The organism is Paenibacillus sp. FSL R5-0490 (genome assembly GCF_001956215.1).
Lineage (GTDB): Bacteria > Bacillota > Bacilli > Bacillales > Cytobacillaceae > Cytobacillus.
The window spans coordinates 1-13,793 of sequence record NZ_MRTQ01000023.1 but is presented as its reverse complement, the minus strand read 5'-3'; the positions used below and the strand labels follow the sequence as shown (position 1 = coordinate 13,793).

The window sequence follows — 13,793 nt, the reverse complement described above, 5'->3', positions numbered from 1 at the left end:
GATTGTAGAAATATATATTATTGCAGGATTAATACAAGTAGAAAGGGGCCAGATTGTGCGAAAAATTCTGATTGCCAACAGGGGAGAAATTGCTTTAAGAATCATAAAAACCTGCCGTGAAATGGAAATTGAAACTATTGCCATATATTCTGATGCAGATAAAGACCTGCCATTTGTTAAAGAAGCTACATATGCTTTCCATATTGGTGAACCGCCTGTCAATAAATCTTATTTAAAAACAGATGCCATTCTAGAGATTGCCAAAAGGGAAAAGGCAGATGGAATTCATCCGGGATATGGTTTTTTGTCGGAAAACGCCGGCTTTGCAAGAGCTGTAATTGATGCAGGGATTGCTTTTATTGGACCGGATCCGGAAACGATTGAATTGATGGGGGATAAAATTGTATCCCGCAAAACCATGAAGGAAGCAGGAGTGCCGGTTGTCCCGGGCAGCGGAGAGGGAACCTCAACCATCGAGGAAGCATGCAGGCTTGCTGATGATATGGGTTACCCAGTTATGCTAAAGGCAAGCGGTGGAGGCGGAGGAATTGGTATGGTGCGCTGTGAAAATGAGCAAGCGCTCGCTAAGTCCTTTGACTCAACCAAAGCCCGTGCCAAAGCTTATTTTGGTTCTGATGAGGTTTTTATAGAAAAGTATATAGAGAATGCCAGACATATTGAAATACAGGTGTTTGGTGATCATCATGGGAATATCGTCCACTTATTTGAAAGAGATTGCTCTATACAGAGGAGACATCAGAAGGTAGTGGAGGAATCACCATCTCCTTTCCTTTCAGAGCAAACAAAGCAAAAGATGTATGATACAGCTTTGATGGCTGCCAGAGCAGTCAATTATAAAAATGCCGGTACTATTGAGTTCATTGTAGATGAACAGGAGAATTTTTATTTTCTTGAAATGAATACAAGACTTCAGGTCGAGCATCCCGTAACTGAACAAGTAACCGGACTTGATCTTGTCGAATGGCAGCTCCTTGCAGCGAGAGGGGAAAAGCTTCCTCTTGAACAGAACAATATAGAGCAGCAGGGCCATTCGATTGAATTTAGGCTTTATGCAGAGGATCCTGTAAGCTTCATGCCTTCTCCTGGGAAATTGTCAAAATTTGAATGGGCAGATTCTCCGGGAATACGAGTAGATTACGGATATGCTTCAAATACGGCAGTCAGCCCATTTTATGATCCTATGATCGCAAAATGCATTATCTATGGCCAATCAAGGGATGAAGCAATCAAAAATGCACTGCGATTCTTTGATGGACTGAAAATTGAAGGTATTAAAACGAATGCCCCATTATTTAAAGAAATTTTAAAAGACGAAGATTTCCGTAATGGAAATTATTCTACATCCTATCTAACCCAGAAGGCTTTTGCCGTTAACTAAAAGGAGGAAATTACAATGAAAGAAATTACATCATCAATGGCAGGTACTGTATTAAATGTGTTGGTCGAAGCAGGCCAGGAGGTTAATGCAGGACAGGAAGTACTAATGCTTGAGTCCATGAAAATGGAAATTCCGGTCGAAAGCGAAACTGCTGGGAAAGTTGCTGAAGTGAAGGTCAGCATAGGAGATTTTGTGAACGAAGGCGATGTGCTGGTTGTATTTGAGTAAGCAGGCAGGGACACACAAGGCATGAGGCTGCTTGCTAAGCCCCGTCTGTTCCGTGTAACTATCTGCCATTCGGATTATTGGCTATAATTTGAAATTTATCGCAGTCTAACGGGAGTAAGACCCCCCACTTCAAGATTCAGAGGAATCAAAGGAGGATAAGTGGGGGTCAAACTGCCCGTAAAGGCCCGATTGGTGAGATACAGTGAAACTTGCCGACGCGCAGGCAGAGGCTTAGTTGAACCAATCGGGTTCATAGTGTCGATTGATCGAAGCGCTAGCGGAGATCTTAGCGACACTAGAACGCGACTAACAATCAGGGGATAAGGCCTCCCTGATTGAAGTTTCACTTTATATTTGAGGAGGATGGGAATGACTACTGCAAAGACATTAACTGAGACGCTCCAGGAAAGAAGCCGGGTAATAGAAGCGGGCGGACATCCAAAATATCATGAAAAGAACGAAGCACAAAACAAGCTATTTGTAAGAAGACGGCTAGAGCTTTTGTTTGATGACGGATTCTATGAAGAAGATGGAAAATTTGCGAACTGCCAGGAAAATGACCTTCCTGCAGATGGAGTTGTTACTGCAGTTGGAAAGATAAACGGCCAGACTGTCTGCGTAATGGCGAATGATTCAACAGTAAAAGCCGGCTCCTGGGGTGCGAGGACGGTTGAAAAGATCATCCGTATTCAGGAGACAGCAGAGAAGTTGAAAGTTCCGATTCTATACCTGGTTGACTCTGCCGGTGCCCGTATTACCGATCAGCTTGAAATGTTTCCGAATAGACGCGGAGCAGGAAGAATTTTTTATAACCAGGTAAAGCTTTCAGGCATGATACCGCAGATTTGCCTCCTTTTTGGACCATCTGCTGCCGGCGGAGCTTATATACCTGCATTTTGTGATATTGTTATAATGGTAGATCAAAATGCTTCTATGTATCTCGGATCACCAAGGATGGCAGAAAAGGTTATCGGGGAGAAGGTAACCCTGGAAGAAATGGGCGGCGCCCGCATGCATTGTTCTGTCAGCGGATGTGGTGATGTCCTTGCTTATAGTGAGGAAGAGGCTATTGAGTCAGCAAGAAGGTATTTGGCATATTTCCCGGCAAGCTTTAAAGAAAAACCTGCGAAGCTGGAAGCCGTCATGCCAAAATCCGGCCGTGCGCTTGAAGAAATCATCCCAAAAAATCAAAATGCCCCATTTGACATGTATGAGTGTATTGATTCCTTAATTGATGAAGGCAGCTTTTTTGAAATTAAGAAGCTTTTTGCTGCGGAACTAATCACAGGACTTGCCCGAATAGGCGGAAGGCAAGTGGGAATTATCGCCAACCAGCCAAAGGTTAAAGGCGGCGTTTTATTTGTGGATTCTGCGGATAAAGCAGCGAAGTTTATTCAGCTTTGTGATGCTTTCCATATTCCGCTGTTATTCCTGGCGGATGTCCCTGGGTTCATGATCGGGACAAAGGTTGAAAGAGCCGGAATTATCCGTCATGGTGCCAAGCTTATTGCTGCCATGAGTTCTGCAACAGTTCCGAAAATCTCCGTTGTTGTAAGAAAGGCATATGGAGCCGGATTGTATGCAATGGCTGGTCCGGCATTTGAGCCTGATTGCTGCATAGCATTGCCAACAGCGCAAATTGCAGTAATGGGACCTGAGGCAGCTGTAAATGCTGTTTATTCCAATAAAATCAATGCGATTGAAGATCCAAAAGAAAAGATTAAGTATGTTCAGGAAAAACAGCAGGAATATAAAGAAACCATTGATATCTACAAGCTAGCCTCTGAATTAATTGTTGACGATATTGTTGCACCTTCAGATTTAAGAAATGTTTTAATTAACCGATTTACTCTTTATGAGACTAAAGAACTGACATTCAGTGTCCGGAAACATCCGGTTTATCCGGTTTAATACTCATCATTAAAAATCCCTTTTTCGATTTTCGAAAAAGGGATTTTTTTAAAGGATTTAGCTGATGAAAAATGGAATTAAGAAATAACTATTAGATTTCATGTTAAAAATGTTCCATTTTACCCATGAATTTATCTTATTTTGTTAAAATATGTTTAAAAAGTAAAAATGGTGGAGTCTGTTATGAAAATAGCTATTATCGGAGGAGGCGCTGTCGGCCTTCTGTTTGCCCATTACTTAAATGAAAATCATGATGTGCTTATCTATGTGAGAAACAGCATTCAGCTGAATAAGCTGCGCAAAAATGGACTTACAATCGAGAGAAATGGAATCCGCAGCAATACCCGCGTTAAGGCATGCCATTTTAGTGAATGGAAGGGGGAAGAGGATTTAACAATCGTTGCGGTTAAGCAATACAGTATTCCTGAATTGACAATAGATTTATTGAAGAAGGATGCTTGCAAATCCGGGTCATTTTTGTTTCTGCAAAATGGGATGGGGCACTTGAGGTGGGCAGAAATGCTGGAAGCTGATAACCTTTTTGTGGGCAGTGTTGAGCATGGTGCTTTTAAGACAGCATCTGATACTGTGCTGCATACCGGGGTAGGAGTCACAAAAGTGGCAGCATTAAAGGGTGATGTGGATTTTTTGAAAAAAATTTCCGATTCGGCATCCTGCTTTTTTCCATTTATTTTCGTCGAGGATCATCTGGAAATGCTAATTCAAAAATTAATCGTCAACTGTCTGATAAACCCTCTCACTGCAGTTCTCCGTGTTAGAAATGGTGAACTGCTTTCGAATAAATATTATTATCAGCTATTTTTAAAGTTGTTTGAGGAAGTAAGTGCCATATTAAAAATCACTGATAAAGCAGCTGCTTTAAGCCACGTAAAAAGTGTCTGTAAGGAAACAGGGATGAACAGATCCTCAATGCTTAAGGATATTGAAGAAGGCAGGGAAACAGAGATAGATGCTATTTTAGGCTATATCCTCAAGGAAGCTGAAATGAAGAAAATGTCTGCTCCGTATACAGAAAGTCTTTATTGTCAGATTAAAGGCAGGGAGAGGGGGAAATAAGTTGAACACTGTGTTCTCAAGCCTGATTGCAACACTGGTGACCATACCGCTGCTCGGGTACCTGGCTGTTTTTATTATCAGCAAACAAATTACAAAAAAACATAAAAAATCTGTACATATTGCCTTGGATGTCAGCACTTTTTTATTTATATTGTCGGTTCACTATTTAATTATCGTTATCTGGGATAAATCTTTTCTATGGATGATTATTCTATCCCTGCTCATTACAGCTGTCATTTTTATTATCATTCATTGGAGAATTAAGCATGAAATTAATATGCGTATCTTATTCAAAGGATTCTGGAGATTTAATTTCCTGCTCTATTTAACAGCTTATATTATCTTGATGCTAATCGGTCTTGTTCAAAGGGTAACTTCCGTTGTTTTCATACCTTAATAAACAGGTTTATAAACATGATGATTTAACATTTAGAATTGAAGCATTTAGGTAAGCAAAGTTTTTTTCTTTTCAATTAAGACAATGCTATACTCATAAGATGAAAATCAAAATGATCAGCTATGAGAAAGGAAGTTCATTAATGGAGATTCTTAATCTCTCATTACCGGCAACAAACCGGTTTGCAACAGATTATATTGCACAAACAGAAGAACTTATGCAGTTTTTTCACTATCGTTATAATTCGGATTCTGATTATAAAGCAAGGGTAGCTGAACTGAAGGGCCGTTCATTTATGAGGAATGAACTTTCTCAATATATTGGAGAGTTTATGGATCGTTTTCCTTCTTCACCGGCAGTTCATGACTCGCTAAATAAGCTTAAGCAAGAAAATAGTGCAGTGATTATCGGAGGACAGCAGGCAGGGATTTTGACGGGACCTCTTTATACTATACATAAAATCATCTCAATCATTCATCTTGCAAAACAGCAGGAAAGTAAGCTGGGCATTCCCGTTGTACCTGTTTTCTGGATTGCGGGCGAGGATCATGACTATCAGGAAGTAAATCACATTTTCATCGAGAAGAATAATAAAATGGAAAAATTGACTTACCCTGAAAAAGTATTAGAGAAGAAAATGGTATCAAATATCCCTTTGAACCGTGAAAAATGCAGGGCATGGGTGGAAGACATCATTGAAACTTTTGGAGAGACCGAACATACAAAAAATCTCCTTTTGGTATTGGAAGAAAAAATTATGCATTCCAAAACCTATGTGGATTTCTTTGCCGGCATTATCATGCATTTATTTAAAGAAACAGGGCTTCTTCTGGTTGATTCCGGTGACCCAAGGCTCCGCCAGCTTGAAAGCAGTATTTTTGGCAACCAGATTAAAGGCTTTGAAGAAATCACAAACCGTGTGAAAATCCAGCAGCATAACCTGGAGAATGCTGGATTTTCAAATGCCATTGATTTAAGTGAAAATGCTGCCAACCTGTTCTATTATGATGAAAAGCATAAAGAAAGGGTTCTTTTGGAGTTCAATCAGGAGAAAAAGGTATTTACAGGGAAGGAGTGCTTCCATGAGTTTACCATGAGTGAGCTTCTGGAGATTGCTGAAAATCATCCAGAAAGACTGAGCAATAATGTGGTGACAAGACCCATCACTCAGGAATGCCTATTTCCGGTTCTAGCCTTTATAGCCGGGCCTGGTGAAATTGCCTATTGGGCTGAACTTAAAATGGCATTTGAATGGTTTGGGATGAAAATGCCTCCTATTATGCCGCGTTTAAATATAACCTTTTTAGAACGGTCTGTAGAAAGTGATTTGGACGAATTAGGACTTGATTTACAGTCTGTGCTCGTATCAGGAACGGAAGCAGTGAAGGAAGCTTATCTAAAGAGTATTAAAAATGAAAGCTTAGAAGACCAGTTCCGTAAAACAAAAGATCAGTTAAAACAAAATTATGAGCTTATTGAAGAGCTTACATTAAAAGATGTTAGTGCCCTTCTTCCACTGTTGAAGAAAAATGAAGAGCTGTTATTGAAGCAAATAGATTTCATGGAGAATAAAATTCAGAAATCCATACAGCAAAAATATGATGTGGTTATTAAAAAATATGAAAAAGCGGAAATCTCCCTGAGACCGGGCGGCATTCCTCAGGAGAGAGTGTGGAATATTCTATATTACCTTAATAAATATGGGACAGATTTTCTTGAAGAATTACTCCATATCTCGTTTGATTTTGATGGGACACACAAAGTCATAAAAATTTAATATTCGCCATTATTCTTCGGGCCTTATCCATTTGGATAAGGTCCTTTTTATATGAAAAAGAAGGTGAAACCTCTTTATCACCTGTGTTTTCCCCTTTAAAAAACCTTGTGTAAAAACAGTAAAGAGTTTAAAGAAAATGTAATAAAAAGACGAACGGAAAATGGAAGAATACCTTATAGGAAGCAGGATTTTAAATGTAGTGGTAGAATAATTAAAAACATGTGGAGGAAAGTGGGGGATTGTGGTACATTTGAGTTAGAAAGTGGGTGCAGTGGGTATGTTCATGGGTGAGTTCCATCATAACGTTGATAATAAAGGCCGTCTCATCGTGCCATCCAAGTTTCGTGATAACCTGGGTGAAACATTTGTTTTGACACGCGGCCTTGATCAATGTTTGTTTGGCTACCCCATGGATGAGTGGAGGCAGCTTGAAGAGAAATTAAAAGGACTTCCGCTTACTAAAAAAGATGCCCGTGCATTTACCCGTTTTTTCTTTTCAGGTGCCACTGAATGTGAAATAGATAAGCAAGGAAGAATAAATATTGCTTCCCCGCTTCTGCAATATGCAAAATTGGAAAAAGAATGTGTAGTGCTGGGCGTTTCCAATCGGATCGAGATATGGAGCAAAAATCTTTGGGAAGATTATTTTGCAGAATCAGAGGAATCTTTTGCTGATATTGCGGAAAATATGATTGGGTTTGATATATAATGGGAATGTTTTAGTAATATAATTTCCCATGAAACAAAGATACTTGTTTAGCTCCGGATGCTTACAACGCGTCTTGTGCTTCTCTGATTGGAAAGGTGGATTCATTCAACAATGTTTGAACATACAACAGTACTATTAAAAGAAACAGTAGAAGGCTTAAACATCCATCCTGATGGTGTGTATGTGGATTGTACCCTGGGCGGAGCAGGCCACAGTAAATTAATTCTTTCCCAGCTGTCTGCAAAAGGAAAGCTATACGCATTTGACCAGGATGACACAGCAATTGCACACGCAAAAGAAAAACTGGCTGAATATGGCGACAGAATCACGATTATCAAAAGCAATTTCAAGTATCTTCAGGAAGAGCTTGAAAACCTTGGTGTTTCTAGAGTGGATGGTGTTTTATATGATCTTGGCGTTTCTTCACCTCAGCTGGATACACCTGAAAGAGGATTCAGCTATCATAATGATGCCCCGCTTGATATGAGAATGGATACCGGTGCTGATATTTCCGCTTATGATGTGGTAAACAGCTGGGAATATGGTGAACTTGTGAAAATCTTCTTCAGATATGGAGAAGAGAAATTCTCAAAGCAAATTGCGAGGAAAATTGAAGCGGCCAGGGAAGTTACTCCGATAGAAACAACAGGCCAGCTGGTAGAAATTATTAAAGAGGCCATTCCTGCACCTGCCAGGCGAAAAGGCGGACATCCCGCCAAGCGTGTTTTTCAGGCAATTAGAATAGCTGTAAATGATGAACTGGGTGTATTTGAAGATTCTCTGCACCAGGCTATTGACATATTAAATCCCAATGGAAGAATCAGCGTAATTACGTTTCACTCACTGGAGGACCGAATTTGTAAAGCTGCCTTTAAAAAAGCCAGCGAAACACCGAATCTGCCTCCCGGCCTGCCGATTATTCCAGATGAATATAAGCCAACCTTAAAGTTAATTAACAGAAAGCCGATTCTGCCTTCAGAGGAAGAGCTGGAACATAATAATCGAGCAAGGTCCGCAAAGCTGAGAATAGCAGAAAAGCTTTAATCGAATAGAGAAAATAAATTACAGGAGGGGAATTATGAGCAATTTAGCCCGAAAAATACAGGAAGAAAAACAATTTGATGTTCAAACCCAGCCCGTACAGGCCCCAAAGAAATTAAAAACAAAAAAGTCCTGGCTTTCCCCCGGCGAGAAAATACTGGGGCTTGCTTTCACTGGCATTGTTTGTTTTGGTGCAGTGCAAATGGTTTCAAATCAGGCGGCCATTTACGAAGTAAACAAAGAAATTCAGCAAACAGAAGAAGCAATCCAAACGCAGAGCAAAGTGAATACAGATCTTAGTATGCAAGTGAGTGAATTAAGTACATACGAACGCATTAAAGCGAAAGCTGAAGCAATGGGTCTCAAATTCAGCGGAAATAATGTCAAGGTCGTGGAAGATTAATGAAGAAACAGCCAAATATCAATTTTGGAGCAGCGATATTATTTTTAATATTCAGCCTGCTCTTTTTTGTATTAATTTTTCGCTTTGTTTCTATTCAGGCAACAGGTGAGGCAGCAGGCCACGCACTTGCAGCTAAGGCTCAGCAGAAATATGAACGCGAAAAGACCATTCAGGCCAAAAGGGGTACCATTTATGACCGAAATGGCGAAGTCATTGCCGAGGATACTATTTCTTACAAGCTTGTAGCAATCCTGGACAAAAGCATGAAACCTGATTATGTGAAAGACCCCGGAAAAACAGCAGCGGCGCTTTCAAAAGCCATTGACCTGGAAGAGTCAGAGATTTACAGGATTTTAACAAAGAAAACAAAAGATGGAGAAAAACCATTCCAGGTTGAATTTGGAAAAGAGGGCCGCGATCTTCCGTTAAAGACAAAAAGAGAAATAGAAGATATGAAATTGCCCGGGATTACCTTCATAACAGATTCCAAGCGGTTTTATCCAAATGGAGTCTTCGCCTCACATTTAGTCGGGTATGTTGAAAAGAAAAAATCAAAAACAAATAAGACCGATACAGTCGGGATGCTGGGCCTCGAGCAGAGCTTAAATAAGGTGCTCACAGGAAAAGATGGGAAATTCAGCTATGAAAGTGATATATGGGGCTATCTGCTTCCTAATGGAGATCAAAAAATCCAGCCTGCTCAAAATGGCAAAGATGTGTATCTGACGATCGATAAGAAGATCCAGACCTTCCTCGAAGATTCTATGAATAAAGTAGACGAGGAGTATAAGCCGAAAAAAATGGTTGCGGTAGTCGCTGATGCTAAAACAGGTGAAATTTTGGCTATGGGACAGAGACCGTCCTTTCATCCGAAAACAAAGGAAGGCATCGAAGACACTTGGCATAATGAAGTGATTGAAAACTCATTTGAGCCCGGATCAACCATGAAGATTTTTACTTTGGCTGCTGCCATTGAGGAGGGTGAGTTTAATCCGAATGAATGGTATAAATCAGGAAGTTATAAAGTGACGGAAAATTCACCGGCTATACGAGACCATAATCAGGGACGCGGCTGGGGATCGATTACTTACCTTGAAGGTGTGCAGCGTTCATCGAATGTGGCTTTTGCGAAGATAGTGAAAGAAAAGCTCGGGTATGAAAAATACAGGGAATATATAACAAAGTTCGGCTTTGAAAATCCGACGGGGATTGACCTGCCGAATGAAACGGGCGGAAAGATCGCTTATGAGTGGCCGCTTGATAAGGTAACTACGGGATTCGGACAAGGTTCGGCCATTACGCCTATTCAGCAGATACAGGCAGCTACCGCCATCGCGAATGACGGCAAAATGATGCAGCCACATGTTATCAGCAGTATTGTTGATAGCGATAAAAAGGAAGTCGTGAAAAAAACAAAGCCGAAGGTGAAGGGTAATCCCATATCTGCAGAAACGGCAAAGAAAGCCAGGGATATCCTGGAAACAGTTGTTTCTTCTGAAAAAGGAACAGGGTATAAAAGGTATAATATCGAAGGCTATGAGGTTGCGGGAAAAACGGGGACTGCCCAAATCCCCGATCCAAATGGCGGGGGATATTTAACAGGTCATGAAAATTTTATCTTCTCGTTTTTAGGCATGGCGCCAAAAGATGATCCTGAACTGATCATCTATGTAGCGGTCCAGCAGCCGGATATTGACCTCAGTACAAATGGTGCAGAACCTGTTGCTAAGATTTTTACTCCGGTAATGAAAAGCAGTCTGCAATATTTAAATATAGAACCGGCAAAAGAACTAAAGGCAAATTCGGAACAAGCGCCTGAAGTGGAAGGAAAAACAGTTGAGGAAGCAAAGGCACAATTGAAAAAATCCGGATTTGAAGCTATTGTGCTGGGAAAGGGCACCAAGGTACAAAGGCAGGTCCCTGGCAATATGTATAATTTGCTTGAAGGCGAACGAGTGATCTTAAAGACAGATGGTGAATTAACAGTGCCTGATATGTCTGGCTGGTCGTTAAGGGACGTCATGAAGGTGGCAAAGCTTGCTGACTTAAAGCTTAATACTGTTGGAAGCGGGTATGTGATGAAACAAAATCTGAAAGCCGGTTCTGTACTTAGGGAAGGTGACTATTTAATAGTCGAACTTGAGCACCCTGCTGAGAAATATAATGAGGAGAACCTCAAATCAGAAGAGCAGCAAGAAGAAGAGGAAGCAGTGCTTGATTAAATGGGGAACGTACTGCCGGATGTGCGGCAGTGCGTTCTATTCGTTTTGGTACAAGCATATATTGGAACGAGCTATAATTTAAGGAGGTTCGTCCGTACATGCGTGTTTCTAATGTAACCGTTCGAAAACGGCTGACTGCAGCGTTGTTTGTTGGTATTCTCGTCTTTTTTATAATTGATTTGCGTCTGGGATATGTTCAGTTTTTTCTGGGGAATATGCTTACAGATGGCGCAAAGGAGCTCTGGAGCAGAGATATCCCCTTCGAACCGGAAAGAGGAGAAATCGTTGACAGAAATGGTGTTCCGCTGGCTACTAATGTCAGTGCTCCAACTGTCTATGTTGTACCCAGACAAATCAAGGATCCTGCAGATGCTGCAGAGAAATTGGCTGCAGTACTGAATATGCCAAAAGAAAAAGCCTATGAGCTTATCACCAAAAGGGCATCAAGTGTGAAAATTCCTCAAGGCAGAAAGATTTCCCATGAAAAAGCGAAAGAAATCCGTGCATTGGGTATCGAAGGAGTATACATTGGTGAAGATTCAAAACGCCATTATCCTTTCGGTAATTACCTATCGCATGTTCTGGGGTTTGCAGGAATTGATAATCAGGGTCTTATGGGCCTTGAGTTATATTATGATGAAAAGTTAAAAGGGAAAAAGGGATCTGTTAAGTTTTATGCGAATGCAAAGGGAGAGCGGATGAACGATATGGCGGATGACTATAAGCCGCCGGTTGATGGAATGGATTTAAAGCTTACCATCGATTCAAAGATACAGACTATTGTAGAAAGGGAGCTTGATATAGCTCAGGCGGAATACAACCCTGATGGAATAATCGCAATTGCCATGAATCCAAATAATGGAGAGGTTCTTGCCATGTCCAGCAGACCGGATTTTGACCCCGCGAATTTTAAAAATGTTCCTCCGGAGATCTACAACCGCAATCTGCCGATATGGAGTACATACGAGCCTGGTTCCACATTTAAAATCATTACTCTGGCAGCTGCATTAGAAGAGGGAAAGGTAAATTTGGAAAAGGATCATTTCCACGACCCGGGATCTGTTGAAGTGGGCGGTGCCAGACTGAGATGCTGGAAAAAGGGTGGACATGGCAGTCAGACTTATCTTGAAGTAGTACAGAATTCCTGCAACCCAGGCTTTGTAGAGCTGGGTGAGAGATTAGGCAAGGAGTCTCTATTTAAATATATTCGCGACTTCGGGTTCGGCGAAAAGACCGGCATCGACCTTCAGGGCGAGGGGAAAGGGATTCTATTTAATCTCGATCGGGTTGGTCCAGTCGAGCAGGCAACCACTGCTTTTGGTCAGGGGGTTTCCGTTACCCCGATTCAGCAGGTAGCAGCCATTTCAGCTGCGGTTAATGGCGGAACATTATATACGCCTTATATAGCAAAAGAGCTTATAAATCCGGCTACAGGTGAAGTTTTGATGAAAAAATCGCCTGATGCAAAGAGAAAAGTAATTTCAAAGGAAACATCAGATGAAATCCGCAAAGCGCTTGAGTCAGTTGTGGCAAAAGGATCAGGAAAAAAAGCGTTCGTTGACGGATATCGTGTTGGGGGAAAAACGGGGACTGCACAGAAAGCGCAAAATGGCAGGTACCTGGAAAATAACCATATCGTATCATTCATAGGGTTTGCACCTGCTGATGATCCTCAGCTCGTCGTGTATGTGGCTGTGGATAATCCAAAAGGAACCGTTCAATTTGGGGGTGTTGTAGCTGCTCCGATTGTAGGAGAAATCATGGGGGACAGCCTGCGGGCGATGGGTGTAAAGCCCCGCAAAAATCAAATTGAAAAAGAGCTGACATGGATGGATTCCCCAATGATTGAGGTTCCTGATATGGTAGGTATGACAAAGAAAGACCTTGGGGAACTATATCTTAACCTGAAAATTGATGCCAGCGGGACAGGGGATACGGTGGTAAAACAAACGCCTCAGCCGGGCATTAAGTTAAAAGAAGGTTCAACGATCCGCCTGTATTTTGATAATAAATAAGATAAGAAATGAGGGCGGCTTCCTCTGCGCCGCCTGAATTTTTTTTGTTTGTAAGGAAACTGTAACATACTTTCAGGGTTCTTCTTCTATATATAAAATAGCTAAAAAAGCAATTATCCTGTACAATATATATCGCCATCATTTAGAATGTTGTTTTGATTATATTTATTTATCGCAGTCTAACGGGAGTAAGACCCCACTTCAAGACTCAGCGGAACCAAAGATAATAAGGGGGTCAAACTGCCCGTAAAGGCCCGATTGGTTCAACTAACAATTAGCGGGGAAAAAGCACTCCCCACTAATTGAAGTTTCACTTTATCGCAGTCTAACGGGCAGTAAGACCCCACTTCAAGACTCAGCGGAACCAAAGGTGATAAGGGTGTCAAACTGCCCGTAAAGGCCCGATTGGTTCAACTAACAATCAGTGGGGAAAAGAAAACCCCCCACTGATTGAAGTTTCACTTTATCGCAGTCTAACGGGCAGTAAGACCCCACTTCAAGACTCAGAGGAATCAATTGAGTTAAGCGGGTGTCAAACTGCCCGTAAAGGCCCGATTGGTTCAACTAACAATTAGCGGGGAAAAAGCACTCCCCACTAATTGAAGTTTCACTTT

At 41.3% G+C, this 13,793-nt stretch carries 11 protein-coding genes; all 11 read left to right on the top strand.

Translation table 11 applies throughout. From position 1 onward, the window contains the following. Window positions 1-55 precede the first annotated feature (55 nt). Window positions 56-1,399 (top strand): acetyl-CoA carboxylase biotin carboxylase subunit, encoded by a 1,344-nt coding sequence (locus BK139_RS17940; protein ID WP_076261493.1) that lies wholly within the window; start codon window positions 56-58, stop codon window positions 1,397-1,399. A 15-nt stretch (window positions 1,400-1,414) separates the two neighbouring features. After that, window positions 1,415-1,627, top strand: coding sequence for an acetyl-CoA carboxylase biotin carboxyl carrier protein subunit (locus tag BK139_RS17935; protein WP_076261491.1), 213 nt, complete (start codon window positions 1,415-1,417; stop codon window positions 1,625-1,627). A gap of 369 nt (window positions 1,628-1,996) precedes the next feature. Next, the gene (locus BK139_RS17930; RefSeq protein WP_076261489.1) at window positions 1,997-3,538 is read left to right on the top strand and encodes an acyl-CoA carboxylase subunit beta; all 1,542 of its coding nucleotides are present in this window, start codon (window positions 1,997-1,999) and stop codon (window positions 3,536-3,538) included. Window positions 3,539-3,721: 183 nt separating this feature from the next. Beyond that, on the top strand, window positions 3,722-4,615 hold the full coding sequence (locus tag BK139_RS17925; protein WP_076261487.1) for a 2-dehydropantoate 2-reductase: 894 nt from the start codon (window positions 3,722-3,724) through the stop codon (window positions 4,613-4,615). A 10-nt stretch (window positions 4,616-4,625) separates the two neighbouring features. Then, window positions 4,626-5,012 carry a DUF3397 domain-containing protein gene (locus BK139_RS17920; RefSeq protein ID WP_311315724.1) on the top strand — a complete coding sequence of 129 codons (387 nt, stop codon included), beginning with the start codon at window positions 4,626-4,628 and terminating at the stop codon, window positions 5,010-5,012. Window positions 5,013-5,154: 142 nt separating this feature from the next. Next, window positions 5,155-6,789 carry a bacillithiol biosynthesis cysteine-adding enzyme BshC gene (gene bshC / locus BK139_RS17915; protein WP_076261483.1) on the top strand — a complete coding sequence of 545 codons (1,635 nt, stop codon included), beginning with the start codon at window positions 5,155-5,157 and terminating at the stop codon, window positions 6,787-6,789. 277 nt (window positions 6,790-7,066) lie between these two features. Continuing rightward, window positions 7,067-7,498: a division/cell wall cluster transcriptional repressor MraZ gene (gene mraZ / locus BK139_RS17910; RefSeq protein ID WP_009330903.1), complete on the top strand. Its 432-nt coding sequence runs from the start codon at window positions 7,067-7,069 to the stop codon at window positions 7,496-7,498. Between the two features lie 111 nt (window positions 7,499-7,609). Continuing rightward, a complete protein-coding gene (gene rsmH / locus BK139_RS17905; RefSeq protein ID WP_076261481.1) occupies window positions 7,610-8,542 on the top strand; it encodes a 16S rRNA (cytosine(1402)-N(4))-methyltransferase RsmH in 933 nt (310 codons plus the stop codon). A 34-nt stretch (window positions 8,543-8,576) separates the two neighbouring features. Beyond that, window positions 8,577-8,942: a cell division protein FtsL gene (gene ftsL, locus BK139_RS17900; RefSeq protein WP_076261479.1), complete on the top strand. Its 366-nt coding sequence runs from the start codon at window positions 8,577-8,579 to the stop codon at window positions 8,940-8,942. Then, window positions 8,942-11,164: a penicillin-binding protein gene (locus tag BK139_RS17895; RefSeq protein WP_076261477.1), complete on the top strand. Its 2,223-nt coding sequence runs from the start codon at window positions 8,942-8,944 to the stop codon at window positions 11,162-11,164. Before ftsL ends, BK139_RS17895 begins: the two co-directional genes overlap by 1 nt. Before the next feature lie 98 nt (window positions 11,165-11,262). Further along, on the top strand, window positions 11,263-13,179 hold the full coding sequence (locus tag BK139_RS17890; protein ID WP_076261475.1) for a stage V sporulation protein D: 1,917 nt from the start codon (window positions 11,263-11,265) through the stop codon (window positions 13,177-13,179). Window positions 13,180-13,793 lie beyond the last annotated feature (614 nt).